Below are 13,825 nucleotides of genomic sequence, written 5' to 3'. Positions count from 1 at the left end.
CCCGCTCGCAAGCGGGGCATCCGGCACGATTCGTCAGCAACTCAGCGGCCAATCGCATACGAAACCCTTTTAAACAGTGCCCCGATCGTCGGAACGAGGCGCTTTTCAACAGCCTGCTAAAGGCTGGATGACCCGCCTGACAGCCCGACCGGCGATGCGGGCCGGTCAGGCGTCGCGCTGCATTGGCAGCGCGCGCACCGAGCGCGGCCTGTTATGCGTGCAGGTCGATTCCGGACAATTTCCACGAGAACAGCCCGAAGCGGTGGAAGATCGCCGCATAGCGCGTGCCGTCGGCGCTGCGCTGATATGTGACGACGAATTCATCGATATTCCGGTAGCCCGCGCTGGTTTGCTGCTGGCGCGGCGCTTGCGTTGTTTCACTCGGGCTGGCCGGTGCGGCGGGCGCGGGTGCCGGCGACGATGCGGCCGAAGCGGCCGCGTTGCCGCCCGGTACCGCAGCACTTGCCGGCGCCGGATTGACGGGCGGTGCGGCAGGCGGGTTGCCGGACGCATTGCCTGCTGGCGGCTGATTCGACCACTCAGGCGGGCGCTCGCCGGGATTGCCGCGCGGCGGCAATCCGCTCATCAACGCGGCGACGCCTTCCGGGGTCGCGTACGCATCGACCAGCGGGCCGATCAGCGCCGACCCGATCAGCGCGCCAATCACCGCGAACGGATTGTTCTTCTTCACTGCGTCGATCCGGCGCATCAATTCTTCCGTGACCTGCTGCTTCAGGCTGATGCGCAGCGACGGAAAATCGACATACTCGCTGATCGCCTGCGCATCGCGCGCATCGATCGCCGATTTCAGGCGACCGAGCGCGACATACGGCGACGCGTACGCATAGCCGAGCGCCGCAATGAGGGCGACGACCAGCACGACGATCAGCAGCGGCTTGGTTCGCCAAGCGCGGCGCGACGATTCAGTCACGTTGCCTCCGGTGCGGGAAGGTTCCGCAATCAGAGACCGCCCGGCGTGGCCGATCGTTCCTCCGCGATGCAGCGATCGATCATCCGGCACACGGCATCGATCGTGCCCACCATGATCAGGCGCGAGCGGCCGTGATAGACGCGCACCGGCGCGCGGCGCGCGGGTTCCGCATGGTTCAGACCGGCGTTCAGCGACACCCGCGCGAACGCGGGGAGCGCTGACGGCAGCAGGGACGCCTGCCGTTCGACTGCGATTTCTTCTTGCACAGGCGCCGCCGCGGACAGCGGTGCGCAGGGCGTGCGGCCGCGCAGATGACGCAAGCGACCGAATTGACGGAAAGGCAGCAGGCGGGAAAGGCGTTCCATGATGTTCTCCTAGCGAGACGGAATGTCAGAGTTCGCCCGAGCGGATCAGCCCGACGGCGATGCCTTCCAGCGCGAAATCCGCGCTGCCGGCCTTGACGAAGATGTTTTCGTAATCCGGGTTCTCCGCGATCAGCTCGAGGCCGCCGGGCCGGCGCATCAGGCGCTTGACCGTGACGTCGTCGCCCAGACGCGCGACGATGATCTGGCCGTCCTTCGCTTCCGTGCGCTTCTGCACGGCGAGGAGGTCGCCGTCGAGAATGCCGGCGTCGCGCATCGACAGGCCGCGCACCTTCAGCAGATAGTCGGGCTTGCTGGTGAACAGCGCGGGATCGCACGCGTAGTGCTGCGAGATGTGCTCCTGCGCGAGGATCGGGCTACCGGCCGCGACGCGGCCGACGAGCGGCAGCGACAGTTGCATCAGGCCGGCGTGCGGCAGCGTGAACTGATGCGGGGCGTCGTCGAGGCCGAGCAGCCGGATGCCGCGCGACGCGCCGGCCGCCAGCTCGATCACGCCCTTGCGCGCCAGCGCGCGCAGGTGCTCCTCGGCGGCATTCGGCGAGCTGAAGCCCAGCTCTGCCGCGATCTCGGCACGGGTGGGCGGGAATCCGGAGCGCTCGATCGCGCGACGGATCAAGTCGAACACTTGCTGCTGACGGGCGGTGAGTTTGGTCATGGCTGAACTGTATGGATAGACAGTGAGCTGTATTTTTATACAGTACTTGGGGAATTTCAAGTGTTACTTGAGGTTCGACGCGATCGCGTCGGTTCCGGCGTGATTTCGCGACGTCCTGACGCCGGTTTGTCCGCCGCAACCATCCATCCCGTCTGCGTTAGCACTTTTGAGTATTAAAAAATAAGGAACGATTATTTTTAATCATGTAACCCGTTCGATAGACTGGCCCGACATCGCAATACCGACAACACTGGAGAACCAAGGATGGCGAAGCGCAATACGGGGCTGGTGGGCGGAGTGGGTCGCCTGATCGCAACACTCGCGCTGGGCGCGGCGGCGGCGCTGGGCGTCGCGACGCACGCGCAGGCCGAGACGACCTTCCTGAACGTGTCGTACGACCCGACGCGCGAGCTGTATCAGGATTTCAACCAGGCGTTCGGCAAGGAGTGGAAGGCGAAGACGGGCGAAACCGTCAACTTCAAGCAGTCGCACGGCGGTTCGGGCGCGCAGGCGCGCTCGGTGCTCGACGGGCTGCAGGCCGACGTCGTCACGCTGGCGCTCGCGTACGACATCGACGCGCTCGCGAACAAGGGGCTGGTGAACAAGGATTGGCAGAAGCGCCTGCCCGACAACGCGTCGCCGTACACGTCGACGATCGTGTTCCTCGTGCGCAAGGGCAATCCGAAGGGGATCAAGGACTGGGACGACCTGACCAAGCCGGGCATCTCGATCGTCACGCCGAACCCGAAGACCTCGGGCGGCGCACGCTGGAACTACCTGGCCGCATGGGCGTACGCCCAGCACAAGCCGGGCGGCAACGAGCAGACGGCGAAGGACTTCGTCTCGAAGCTCTACAAGAACGCGGGCGTGCTCGATTCGGGCGCGCGGGGCGCGACGACGAGCTTCGTGCAGCGCGGGATCGGCGACGTGCTGATCGCATGGGAAAACGAGGCATTCCTGTCGGTCAAGGAATTCGGCACCGACAAGTTCGAGATCGTCGTGCCGTCGGTGAGCATCCTGGCCGAGCCGCCTGTCGCGGTGGTCGACAAGGTGGTCGACAAGAAGGGCACGCGCAAGCTGGCCGAGGCGTACCTGAATTTCCTGTACAGCCCGCAGGGCCAGGAAATCGCGGCGCGCAACTACTACCGGCCGCGTTCGAAGAACGTGCCGGCGGAGCTGACCAAGCAGTTCCCGAAGCTGAAGCTGTACACGGTCGACGACACGTTCGGCGGCTGGACCAATGCGCAGAAGACGCATTTCGCGGACAGCGGCGTGTTCGATTCGATCTACAAGCCGCAGTAACGCACGTAGTCACACCATAACGACAAGCGGCGCGCCACGACAGCGCGCCGCGTCCCCGACGGCTCGCCGGCGCGATTCACTGCGCCGGCGTTTGCGTCGGACCCGTGAGCAGCATCGACCCAGCAAGAGCATCCGATGACGACGTACACCTTTCGCAAGCCGAGCGCGCTGCCCGGTTTCGGCGTGACACTCGGCATCACGGTGGCCTATTTGAGCCTCGTGGTGCTGATTCCGCTCGCCGCCACGTTCCTGAAGACCGCGACGCTGTCGTGGGACCAGTTCGTCACCGCCGTCACGTCGCCGCGCGTGCTCGCGTCGTACCGGCTGACGTTCTCGGCCGCGCTCGGCGGCGCGCTGATCAACGCCGTGTTCGGCTTCCTCGTCGCATGGGTGCTGGTGCGCTACACGTTCCCGTTCAAGCGCCTCGTCGACGCGGTCGTCGATCTGCCGTTCGCGCTGCCGACGTCGGTGGCCGGCATCTCGCTCGCGGCCGTCTACGCGACCAACGGCTGGGTCGGCCAGTATCTGGCGCCGCTCGGCATCAAGATCGCGTTCACGCCGGCCGGCGTGCTGGTCGCGCTGACCTTCATCGGGCTGCCGTTCGTCGTGCGCACCGTGCAGCCGGTGCTCGAGGATTTCGAGCGCGAGCAGGAAGAAGCCGCCGCGTGCCTCGGCGCGTCGCGCTGGCTGACGTTCCGCCGCGTCGTGCTGCCGGCCGTGCTGCCGGCGCTGCTCACCGGTTTCGCGCTGTCGTTCGCGCGCGCGCTCGGCGAATACGGGTCGGTGATCTTCATCGCCGGCAACGTGCCGATGAAATCCGAGATCACGTCGCTGCTGATCATCACGAAGCTCGAGCAGTACGACTACGCGGGCGCGACCGCGCTGGCGGTCGTAATGTTGGTCGTGTCGTTCCTGATGCTGCTGCTGATCAACACGCTGCAGTGGTATCTGCAGCGTCGTACGAGCAAGGGGGCGAGCGGCCCGGCGCCCGCCACCGTCACCGCCGCTGCTGCCGCCGCAGGAGGCCAGCAATGAGCCAGGAGGCCACCGTCGTGCTGAAAACCCCGTCGCCGGCCGCGCGCGCCGCGAAGCGGCTCGACCCGGTCAGCGAGTCGCGCGTCGTGCGCTGGCTGCTCACCGGCATCGCGCTGGCGTTCCTCGCGTTCTTCCTCGTCGTGCCGCTCGCCGCGGTGTTCGTCGAGGCGTTGCGCAAGGGCGTCGGCTTCTATCTCGAATCGCTGGCCGATCCCGATGCGTGGTCGGCGATCAAGCTGACGCTGACCGTTGCTGTGATCGCGGTGCCGCTGAACCTCGTGTTCGGCGTGTGCGCATCGTGGGCGATCGCGAAGTTCGAATTCCGCGGCAAGGCGCTGCTGACGACGCTGATCGACCTGCCGTTCTCGGTGTCGCCGGTGATCTCGGGCCTCGTGTACGTGCTGCTGTTCGGCGCGCAGGGCTGGTTCGGGCCGTGGCTGCAGGATCACGACGTGCAGATCATCTTCGCGGTGCCGGGCATCGTGCTCGCGACGATCTTCGTCACGTTCCCGTTCGTCGCGCGCGAGCTGATTCCGCTGATGCAGGCGCAAGGCACCGACGAGGAAGAAGCCGCGCGCGTGCTCGGCGCGTCGGGCTGGCAGATCTTCCGCCGCGTGACGCTGCCGAACGTGAGGTGGGGCCTGCTGTACGGCGTGATCCTGTGCAATGCGCGCGCGATGGGCGAGTTCGGCGCGGTGTCGGTCGTGTCCGGCCACATTCGCGGCGTGACCGACACGATGCCGCTGCACGTGGAGATCCTGTACAACGAATACAACTTCGCGGCGGCGTTCGCGGTGGCGTCGGTGCTGGCGCTGCTCGCGCTCGTCACGCTCGCGCTGAAGCTGATCGCCGAGCGTCATCTCGCGGCCGAACTGGCCGACGCGCACGACGCCGTTCCCGCACATGCCGGCCCCGTCGGCGCCGTTTCGTCGAAATCGTAAAGAGGCAACCAGAATGGGTATCACCGTCCGTAACCTTCAGAAGCGCTTCGGCGATTTCACGGCGCTCGACAACGTCTCGCTCGACTTCCCGCCCGGCGAACTGGTCGCGCTGCTCGGGCCGTCCGGCTGCGGCAAGACCACGCTGCTGCGCGTGATCGCGGGCCTCGAGCACGCGGACGCCGGCCAGGTCGTGCTGCAGGGGCTCGACGTCGCGTCGGTCGGCGCGCGCGAGCGGCAGGTCGGCTTCGTGTTCCAGCATTACGCGCTGTTCCGCCACATGACGGTGTTCGAGAACGTCGCGTTCGGGCTGCGCGTGAAGCCGCGCCGCGAGCGGCCGTCCGAAGCCGCGATTCGCGAGAAGGTGCACGAGCTGCTCAAGCTCGTGCAGCTCGACTGGCTCGCGCAGCGCTATCCGTCCGAGCTATCGGGCGGCCAGCGCCAGCGCATCGCGCTCGCCCGCGCGCTCGCGGTCGAGCCGAAGGTGCTGCTGCTCGACGAACCGTTCGGCGCGCTCGACGCGAAGGTCCGCAAGGAGCTGCGCGGCTGGCTGCGTCGCCTGCACGACGACCTGCACATCTCGACGATCTTCGTCACGCACGACCAGGAAGAGGCGCTCGAAGTGGCCGATCGCATCGTCGTGCTCAATCGCGGCCACGTCGAGCAGGTCGGCAGCCCGCAGGACGTCTACGACCATCCGCAAAGCGCGTTCGTGTACGAGTTTCTCGGCGCGGCGAACCGGCTGCCGGGCACGGTGGCCGGGCGCGGCTTCGTCGCCGAGGGCGCGGCGGCGCCGATCGAGGTCGACGCCGATTTCGCGGGCCCCGCGAACGCGTACGTGCGGCCGCACGATCTGCAGCTGTGGCCGGCGGGCGAAGGGCACGGCGACGGCATCGCGGTGGACGTGCGGCGCGTGATTCCGCTCGGCGGTTCGGTGCGCGTGGAGCTCGAGGCGCGCGCGGGCGGCGCGCTCGAGGCGGAACTCGACCGCGACGCATGGCGCGCGCTTTCGCTGCAGGTCGGCGACGGCGCGACCGCCGTGCCGCGCGCCGTGCGGGTATTTCCCGCGCGTTGACGAGACAACGCAGGGCAGAGGGCGGGATTCGCGCCGATTCGACCATCAAACAACGACAGCCTAAGAGGCATACCCATGAATTTTCAGCAATTGCGGTTCGTGCGCGAAGCGGTGCGCCAGAACATGAACCTGACGGAAGTCGCGAACGTGCTGTACACGTCGCAGTCGGGCGTGTCGAAACAGATCAAGGATCTGGAAGATGAGCTGGGCGTCGACATCTTCATTCGGCGCGGCAAGCGGCTGACGGGGCTCACGGAGCCCGGCAAGGCGGTGCACCAGCTGATCGAGCGGATGCTGCTCGACGCCGAGAACCTGCGCCGCGTCGCACGCCAGTTCGCCGATCAGGACAGCGGCCACCTCGTCGTCGCGACGACGCACACGCAGGCGCGCTACGCGCTGCCGAAGGTGATCCGGCAGTTCACCGAGGTGTTCCCGAAGGTGCATCTCGCGCTGCGTCAGGGCAGCCCGCAGCAGATCGCGCAGATGATCCTGAACGGCGAGGCCGATCTCGGCATCTCGACCGAGGCGCTCGACCGCTATCCGGACATCGTCACGTTCCCGTGCTATTCGTGGCACCACACGGTCGTCGTGCCGAAGGGCCACCCGCTCGTCGGTCGCGAGAACCTGACACTCGAGGAAATCGCCGAATACCCGATCATCACGTACGACCAGGACTTCACGGGCCGCTCGCACATCGACCAGGCGTTCACGCAGGCGGGCGCCGTGCCCGACGTCGTGCTGACCGCGATCGACGCGGACGTGATCAAGACCTACGTCGAGCTCGGAATGGGGATCGGCGTGGTCGCGGCGATGGCCTACGATCCGCAGCGCGACACGGGGCTCGTCGCGCTCGACACGCAGCACCTGTTCGAGGCGAGCACGACGCGGGTCGGGCTGCGCAAGGGCGCATTCCTGCGTGCGTATGCGTACCGGCTGATCGAAATGTTCGCGCCGCACCTGAACGAAGCGGAAATCGCGGGGCTGTTGCGCGAAGCCGTTTGATTCGCGCGTGTCGCGCGCTGTCCGGGCAGATGCCGCGGACGGCGCGCGACACGCATGACGCGCACCTTGCCGTACGCCGCACCGGGCGGCGGCGGGGGGGATGGCCGCCGTCACGCTTCAAGCATCGGCCGACGCTGCCGGTCCGGTGCGTCGCGTCAGCCGACGATCGACCTGCGTTCCCGTACGGACAGAAAAACAAGAACAACCGGCAACGCAGAACCTGCATGCGCCGCGCTTCGGCGAACCGCCGTCGGCATCGCGAGTGTCGTATTTGCGCGTCGCGAAGCGCGCTCGCGCGCTCCGAATAAACCCTTAAATATTGATTAGACAGGTTGCGCGCCGAAGCGAATCGGTACAGCATAGCCTTCACTCCGCCGGCGTCCCGCCGGCGGCGGCGCGTCAACGCCAGCACGCGCCAGGCAGTCGGCCGTCTGCCTCGCTTCCATTCCGTGGTACCGACAGCAGCATCGATGGCCATTGCCCGGGTAGTGTGGCGCAAACGTTTGCTCTCATTAAAACAACAACCGAACAACAATCGGCCTTCGGGCCAGTCGCCAGGAGATGTGTATGAATGTCCGCTTTCGCCGTCGCTTCCTGACCGCCGCGCTCGCCGCCGTCGCGGTGGCCGCTGCACCGGCTGTCCACGCGCAGTCCGCGGCCAAGCCGAAGGTCGCGCTCGTGATGAAGTCGCTCGCCAACGAGTTCTTCCTGACCATGGAAACGGGCGCGAAGGAATATCAGAAGCACAACGCGAACCAGTTCGACCTGATCACCAACGGCATCAAGGACGAGACCGACACCGCGAACCAGATCCGCATCGTCGAGCAGATGATCGTGTCGAAGGTCGATGCGATCGTGCTCGCGCCGGCCGATTCGAAGGCGCTCGTGCCGGTCGTGAAGAAGGCTGTCGACGCCGGCATCGTCGTCGTGAACATCGACAACCGGCTCGATCCCGACGTGCTGAAGTCGAAGAACCTGAACGTGCCGTTCGTCGGCCCGGACAACCGCAAGGGCGCGCGCAAGATCGGCGATTACCTCGCGAAGCGGCTGAAGGCGGGCGACCAGGTCGGCATCGTCGAAGGCGTGTCGACGACGACCAACGCGCAGCAGCGCACGGCCGGCTTCCAGGACGCGATGAAGGCGGGCGGGATGAAGGTCGTGTCGGTGCAGTCGGGCGAATGGGAGATCGACAAGGGCAATGCGGTGGCCGCCGCGATGCTCAACGAATACCCGAACCTGAAGGCGCTGCTGTGCGGCAACGACAACATGGCGATCGGCGCCGTGTCGGCCGTGCGCGCGGCCGGCAAGCAGGGCAAGGTGCTCGTGGTCGGCTACGACAACATCAACGCGATCAAGCCGATGCTGAAGGACGGCCGCGTGCTCGCGACCGCCGACCAGTACGCGGCGAAGCAGGCCGTGTTCGGCATCGACACGGCGCTCAAGGCGATCGCCGAGCATCGCAAGCAGGCCGACCTGTCCGGCGTGGTCGAGACGCCGGTGGATCTCGTGACGAAGTAACGCCGCACCGGTCCGGCCGCCGCGCTCAAGAATCCGGCGCGGCGGCCGTTATCCGGTGTGAGCGCGATCACGGCCACTGCATGCACATGCACTTGTGAGCGTCATACCCGCGCGCCCCGTGCGCGCGGCCGCAACCAGGATCGCGATGGAACCGACCTTCCAACCCTCCCGTTCAGCCCACCCCGTGCTGTCCGTCTCCGGCATCGGCAAGACCTATGCCGAACCCGTGCTCGCCGACGTCACGCTGACGCTCGACGCGGGCCAGGCGCTCGCGCTGACCGGCGAGAACGGCGCCGGCAAGAGCACGCTGTCGAAAATCATCGGCGGGCTCGTCGACCCGACCACCGGCACGATGCAACTCGGCGGCGAGGCCTATGCGCCGGCGAGCCGCACGCAGGCCGAGGCGCTCGGCGTGCGCATGGTGATGCAGGAGCTGAACCTGCTGCCCACGCTGAGCGTCGCCGAAAACCTGTTCCTGAACCGCCTGCCGCGGCGTTTCGGCATCATCGATCGCGCGCGGCTGCGCGACGACGCGCGCGCGGCGATGGCGCAGGTCGGGCTCGACGCGGTCGACCCCGATACGCCGGTCGGCGCGCTCGGTATCGGCCACCAGCAGATGGTCGAGATCGCGCGCAACCTGATCGGCGACTGCCGCGTGCTGATTCTCGACGAACCGACCGCGATGCTGACCGCGCGCGAAGTCGAGCTGCTGTTCGAGCAGATCGACCGGCTGAAGGCGCGCGGCGTCGCGATCGTCTACATCTCGCACCGGCTCGAAGAGCTCGCGCGCGTCGCCGAGCGCGTCGCGGTGCTGCGCGACGGCCGCCTCGTACATGCGGGCGACATGGCGGCGACGACGTCCGACCGGCTCGTCACGCTGATGGTCGGGCGCGAGGTCGGCGAACACATCGATCTCGGCGAGCGCCGCTTCGGCGCGCCGCGGCTCGCCGTATCGGGCCTCACGCGCGGGACGGCGGTGCGCGACGTGTCGCTCGAGGTGCGCGCGGGCGAGATCTTCGGCATCTCGGGGCTGATCGGCGCGGGGCGCACCGAGCTGCTGCGGCTGATCTACGGCGCCGATACGCCGGATGCCGGGACGATCGCCGTCGGCCAGCCGCTGAAGCCGGCGCGGATCGCGTCGCCCGTCGATGCGGTGAAGCTCGGCATCGCGCTGATCACCGAGGATCGCAAGGGCGAAGGGCTGCTGCTGTCGCAGTCGATCACCGCGAACGTGTCGCTCGGCCAGCTCGACCGGCTCGCGCGCGGCGGCATCGTCGATTCGGCCCGCGAAACGGCGCTCGCCGAGCGGCAGATCGATGCGCTGCGGATCCGTACGCACGGCGCGGCGCAGCCGGTCGGCGAGCTGTCGGGCGGCAACCAGCAGAAGGTCGTGATCGGCCGCTGGCTCGCGCGCGACATGGGCGTGCTGCTGTTCGACGAGCCGACCCGCGGGATCGACGTCGGCGCCAAATTCGAGATCTACACTTTGATGGGCGCGCTCGCGCGCGAAGGCCGCGCGCTGGTGGTCGTATCGAGCGACCTGCGCGAGCTGATGCTGATCTGCGACCGGATCGGCGTGATGTCGGCTGGGCGCATGACCGCCGTGTTCGAGCGCGGCAACTGGACCCAGGACGCGCTGCTGGCCGCGGCGTTCGCCGGCTTCGGCCGCGAGACGCCGGCGGCCGCCATGCAGCATCCGGACCCGGAGCACGCGCGCGGCGCCGCTCCGGACACTTCGACGACAGGACGACAGCAATGACCCAGCCTCCCGTATCCCCGACCGACGCAGGCGCGCAGCAGGACGTGACGGGCCGCCGCGCGCGCACGCTGTCAGGCACGCGGCTCGGCCTGTCGAACTATCTCGGGCTCGCCGGCGCGCTGGCCGCGATGATCGCGCTGTTCTCGGTGCTGAGCTCGCATTTCCTGACCTACGACACGTTCAGCACGATCGCGAACCAGATTCCCGATCTCGTCGTGATGTCGGTCGGGATGACCTTCGTGCTGATCATCGCCGGGATCGACCTGTCGGTCGGCTCGGTGCTCGCGCTCGCCGCGTCGATGGTCAGCGTCGCCGCGCTGAAATGGCAGTGGGGGCCGCTGCCGGCCGCGCTGATCGGGATCGCGGTCGCGACTGCGACGGGCGCGCTGACCGGCGCGGTGACGGTCGGCTGGCGGATTCCGTCGTTCATCGTGTCGCTCGGCGTGCTGGAGGCCGCGCGCGGCCTCGCGTACCAGCTGACGAATTCGCGCACCGCGTATATCGGCGACGCGTTCGACTTCCTGTCGAACCCGATCGCGCTGGGCATCTCGCCGGCGTTCCTGATCGCGGTCGCGGTGATGATCGCGGCCCAGTTCGTGCTGACGCGCACGGTGTTCGGGCGCTATCTGGTGGGCATCGGCACGAACGAGGAAGCGGTGCGACTTGCAGGGGTTAACCCGCGGCCGTATAAAATCCTCGTATTCGCACTGATGGGCGCGCTCGCGGGGCTCGCGTCGCTGTTCCAGATTTCGCGGCTCGAGGCGGCCGATCCGAACGCGGGCGCGGGCCTCGAACTGCAGGTCATCGCCGCCGTCGTGATCGGCGGCACGAGCCTGATGGGCGGGCGCGGCTCGGTGATCAGCACGTTCTTCGGTGTGTTGATCATCTCCGTGCTGGCCGCGGGGCTCGCGCAGATCGGTGCGAACGAGCCGACGAAACGGATCATTACGGGTGCGGTGATCGTGGTGGCGGTCGTGCTCGATACGTATCGCAGCCGGCGTACGCGCGTGCGGTAAAAAGACAGACAGAACAGACCAGAGAGAAACGGGAAATGGCGACGATCAAGGATGTGGCGGCCATGGCGGGCGTGTCGTTTACGACCGTCTCGCACGTGGTGAACAATTCGCGGCCGGTGTCCGCCGACGTGCGTGCGAAGGTCGAGGGCGCGATCCGCGAGCTGAATTACGTGCCATCGGCCGTGGCGCGCTCGCTGAAGGCGCGGGCGACGGCGACCATCGGCCTCGTCGTGCCGAACAGCACGAATCCGTACTTCGCCGAGCTGGCGCGCGGCATCGAGGATCAGTGCGCGGCCAACGGCTATTGCGTGTTCTTCTGCAATTCGGACGACGACCCCGTGAAACAGCGCAACTACCTGCGCGTGCTGCAGGAAAAGCGCATCGACGGGCTGATCGTCGCATCGGCCGGCGAGGACGCGGTGCTCGCGCAGACGCTCGCGGATATCCATGCGCCGCTCGTCGTCGTCGACCGCAACATCGAGGGGCTCGCGGCCGATCTCGTGCAGATCGACCACGAGCGCGGCGCGTACCTGGCGACGCGCCACCTGCTCGAACTCGGACACGCGAAGATCGGCTGCATCACCGGGCCGACCGACACCGCGGTCAGCGCGATGCGTGTGCACGGCTTCATCCGCGCGATGGCCGAGCGCGGCGTCGACATCGTGCCGGGCGCGATCGCCGAAAGCGATTTCTCGTGCCTTGGCGGCTATCACGCGGCGTCGCGGCTGTTCGAATCGGTGCGGCCGAGCGCGATCTTCGCGGGCAACGACCTGATGGGCGTCGGCGCGCTGCGCGCGGCGGCCGAGCGCGGGCTGCGCGTGCCCGAAGACTGCTCGATCATCGGCTTCGACGACATCGAATTTTCCCGCTACACGTATCCGGCGCTGTCGACGGTCGGCCAGTCGGTGCGCGCGCTCGGCGAAATGGCCGCGCAGACGCTGATCGAACGGATCGGCGGCGGCTCGACCGCCGTGCCGAGCCGTCGCCGCGTCGTGTCGCCGCGGCTCGTGCTGCGCGAATCGACGGCCGTCTATCGCGAGCCGGCCGCGCCGGGCGCTCGCGCATGACGGCGGGCGCAACGGGCGCCGGCCGCGTGACGGTGGTCGGCAGCCTCAACATGGATCTCGTCGTGCGCGCGCCGCGGCTGCCGCTGCCCGGCGAAACGCTCGCCGGACACGCGTTCGCGCAGGCGGCGGGCGGCAAGGGCGGCAACCAGGCCGTCGCCGCCGCCCGGCTCGGCGCGCAGGTCGCGATGATCGGCTGCGTCGGCGCGGATGCGCACGGCGCGGCGCTGCGCGCGGGCCTCGAGACCGAGGGAGTCGACTGCACGGGGCTCGCGACGAGCGCGTCGGCGCCGACCGGCGTCGCGTTGATCGTCGTCGACGATGCGAGCCAGAACGCGATCGTGATCGTCGCGGGCGGCAACGGCGAAGTCACGACCGACACGATTGCGCGGCACGAGGCCGCGCTGGCGACGGCCGACGTGCTGATCTGCCAGCTCGAGACGCCGCCGGACGCGGTGTTCGCGGCGCTGTCGGCGGGGCGCCGGCTCGGCCGCACCGTGGTGCTCAATCCGGCCCCGGCCGTCGCGCCGCTGCCGGACGGCTGGCTGCCGCTCGTCGATTACCTGATCCCGAACGAGGTCGAGGCGGCCGCGCTGACCGGGCTGCCGGTGCGCGACCCGGCCGACGCCGAAGTCGCCGCGCGGGCGCTCCAGGCCGGCGGCGCGCGCAACGTGCTGATCACGCTCGGCGCGCGCGGCGTGCTCGCGCTGACGGCCGACGGCGCCGCGCGGCACTATCCGGCGCCGGTCGTGCAGGCCATCGACACGACGGCGGCCGGCGACACCTTCATCGGCGGCTTTTCCGCACGGCTCGCGGCCGGCGCGGACGTCGATACCGCCATCCGCTTCGCGCAACGCGCGGCGGCGCTGTCGGTGACGCGAGCGGGCGCCCAGCCCTCGATCCCGACGCGGGCCGAACTGGCCGACTAGGGCCGGATCTCGGGTCTCGCGTTTTCGGTTCCCCACGCGCCCGGTCCGTCGCACGAGACGGCCGGGTGCGCTGCATTGGCGCGCCGACGCGCGTTCGCCCCGTTTTCGCTCCGACCCGAATTGCGTCGATTATTCAGTCTTATTCAATAAACAGACGAATAATGCGAAATAAACACGGCAAAACCATCAAGTTATGCGCCGTGCGGTCGTAAATGCAC

The 13,825-nt window shown here is 68.1% G+C and carries 13 protein-coding genes and 1 pseudogene; 11 read left to right on the top strand and 3 right to left on the bottom strand.

The window, feature by feature from the left end; translation table 11 throughout:
* Positions 1-211: 211 nt before the first annotated feature.
* From HWX55_RS34700 to lexA, 3 genes are read right to left on the bottom strand one after another with little or no spacing between them, the layout of a single operon-like run.
* Entirely contained in the window at positions 212-931 is a 720-nt protein-coding gene (locus tag HWX55_RS34700) for a DUF2939 domain-containing protein (protein WP_175978942.1), read from the bottom strand.
* 29 nt (positions 932-960) lie between these two features.
* The gene (locus HWX55_RS34695) at positions 961-1,296 is read right to left on the bottom strand and encodes a hypothetical protein (protein WP_069621440.1); all 336 of its coding nucleotides are present in this window, start codon (positions 1,294-1,296) and stop codon (positions 961-963) included.
* A 25-nt stretch (positions 1,297-1,321) separates the two neighbouring features.
* Complete coding sequence (gene lexA, locus HWX55_RS34690; protein ID WP_050012580.1) at positions 1,322-1,969, bottom strand: transcriptional repressor LexA; 648 nt, start codon at positions 1,967-1,969, stop codon at positions 1,322-1,324.
* A 15-nt stretch (positions 1,970-1,984) separates the two neighbouring features.
* Between lexA and HWX55_RS36440 the strand changes: the two are divergent.
* From HWX55_RS36440 to rbsK, 11 genes and pseudogenes are all read left to right on the top strand, one after another.
* A pseudogene (locus HWX55_RS36440) lies at positions 1,985-2,056 on the top strand (sodium:proton symporter); the annotation flags it as partial.
* Positions 2,057-2,233: 177 nt separating this feature from the next.
* The gene (locus HWX55_RS34685) at positions 2,234-3,271 is read left to right on the top strand and encodes a sulfate ABC transporter substrate-binding protein (protein WP_175978941.1); all 1,038 of its coding nucleotides are present in this window, start codon (positions 2,234-2,236) and stop codon (positions 3,269-3,271) included.
* 135 nt (positions 3,272-3,406) lie between these two features.
* Positions 3,407-4,306 (top strand): sulfate ABC transporter permease subunit CysT, encoded by a 900-nt coding sequence (gene cysT / locus HWX55_RS34680; protein WP_050012582.1) that lies wholly within the window; start codon positions 3,407-3,409, stop codon positions 4,304-4,306.
* The gene (cysW, locus tag HWX55_RS34675; RefSeq protein WP_175978940.1) at positions 4,303-5,247 is read left to right on the top strand and encodes a sulfate ABC transporter permease subunit CysW; all 945 of its coding nucleotides are present in this window, start codon (positions 4,303-4,305) and stop codon (positions 5,245-5,247) included. Before cysT ends, cysW begins: the two co-directional genes overlap by 4 nt.
* A gap of 13 nt (positions 5,248-5,260) precedes the next feature.
* On the top strand, positions 5,261-6,319 hold the full coding sequence (locus HWX55_RS34670) for a sulfate ABC transporter ATP-binding protein (RefSeq protein ID WP_175978939.1): 1,059 nt from the start codon (positions 5,261-5,263) through the stop codon (positions 6,317-6,319).
* Positions 6,320-6,394: 75 nt separating this feature from the next.
* Positions 6,395-7,321, top strand: coding sequence for a CysB family HTH-type transcriptional regulator (locus tag HWX55_RS34665; RefSeq protein ID WP_034186954.1), 927 nt, complete (start codon positions 6,395-6,397; stop codon positions 7,319-7,321).
* A gap of 567 nt (positions 7,322-7,888) precedes the next feature.
* Positions 7,889-8,839, top strand: a complete 951-nt coding sequence (locus HWX55_RS34660) for a sugar ABC transporter substrate-binding protein (RefSeq protein WP_050012585.1) — start codon at positions 7,889-7,891, stop codon at positions 8,837-8,839.
* A 145-nt stretch (positions 8,840-8,984) separates the two neighbouring features.
* Positions 8,985-10,598 carry a sugar ABC transporter ATP-binding protein gene (locus HWX55_RS34655; RefSeq protein WP_175978938.1) on the top strand — a complete coding sequence of 538 codons (1,614 nt, stop codon included), beginning with the start codon at positions 8,985-8,987 and terminating at the stop codon, positions 10,596-10,598.
* The gene (locus HWX55_RS34650; RefSeq protein ID WP_006476069.1) at positions 10,595-11,614 is read left to right on the top strand and encodes an ABC transporter permease; all 1,020 of its coding nucleotides are present in this window, start codon (positions 10,595-10,597) and stop codon (positions 11,612-11,614) included. The genes HWX55_RS34655 and HWX55_RS34650 overlap by 4 nt, the downstream gene beginning before the upstream one ends.
* A 35-nt stretch (positions 11,615-11,649) precedes the next feature.
* Entirely contained in the window at positions 11,650-12,681 is a 1,032-nt protein-coding gene (locus HWX55_RS34645; protein WP_175978937.1) for a LacI family DNA-binding transcriptional regulator, read from the top strand.
* Complete coding sequence (gene rbsK / locus HWX55_RS34640) at positions 12,678-13,607, top strand: ribokinase (protein WP_175978936.1); 930 nt, start codon at positions 12,678-12,680, stop codon at positions 13,605-13,607. The genes HWX55_RS34645 and rbsK overlap by 4 nt, the downstream gene beginning before the upstream one ends.
* Positions 13,608-13,825: the final 218 nt, after the last annotated feature.

The sequence above is a fragment of the Burkholderia sp. BCC1047 genome, from assembly GCF_902833155.1.
Taxonomy (GTDB): domain Bacteria; phylum Pseudomonadota; class Gammaproteobacteria; order Burkholderiales; family Burkholderiaceae; genus Burkholderia; species Burkholderia sola.
This window is presented reverse-complemented; position numbering and strand designations above follow the sequence as displayed.

Coding starts and splice junctions, on each gene's coding strand:
- HWX55_RS34660 (WP_050012585.1), top strand. CDS start 7,889: ATGAATGTCCGCTTTCGCCGTCGCTTCCTGACCGCCGCGCTCGCCGCC.
- rbsK (WP_175978936.1), top strand. CDS start 12,678: ATGACGGCGGGCGCAACGGGCGCCGGCCGCGTGACGGTGGTCGGCAGC.
- HWX55_RS34655 (WP_175978938.1), top strand. CDS start 8,985: ATGGAACCGACCTTCCAACCCTCCCGTTCAGCCCACCCCGTGCTGTCC.
- HWX55_RS34695 (WP_069621440.1), bottom strand. CDS start 1,296: ATGGAACGCCTTTCCCGCCTGCTGCCTTTCCGTCAATTCGGTCGCTTG.
- HWX55_RS34665 (WP_034186954.1), top strand. CDS start 6,395: ATGAATTTTCAGCAATTGCGGTTCGTGCGCGAAGCGGTGCGCCAGAAC.
- HWX55_RS34650 (WP_006476069.1), top strand. CDS start 10,595: ATGACCCAGCCTCCCGTATCCCCGACCGACGCAGGCGCGCAGCAGGAC.
- lexA (WP_050012580.1), bottom strand. CDS start 1,969: ATGACCAAACTCACCGCCCGTCAGCAGCAAGTGTTCGACTTGATCCGT.
- cysW (WP_175978940.1), top strand. CDS start 4,303: ATGAGCCAGGAGGCCACCGTCGTGCTGAAAACCCCGTCGCCGGCCGCG.
- HWX55_RS34670 (WP_175978939.1), top strand. CDS start 5,261: ATGGGTATCACCGTCCGTAACCTTCAGAAGCGCTTCGGCGATTTCACG.
- cysT (WP_050012582.1), top strand. CDS start 3,407: ATGACGACGTACACCTTTCGCAAGCCGAGCGCGCTGCCCGGTTTCGGC.
- HWX55_RS34685 (WP_175978941.1), top strand. CDS start 2,234: ATGGCGAAGCGCAATACGGGGCTGGTGGGCGGAGTGGGTCGCCTGATC.
- HWX55_RS34645 (WP_175978937.1), top strand. CDS start 11,650: ATGGCGACGATCAAGGATGTGGCGGCCATGGCGGGCGTGTCGTTTACG.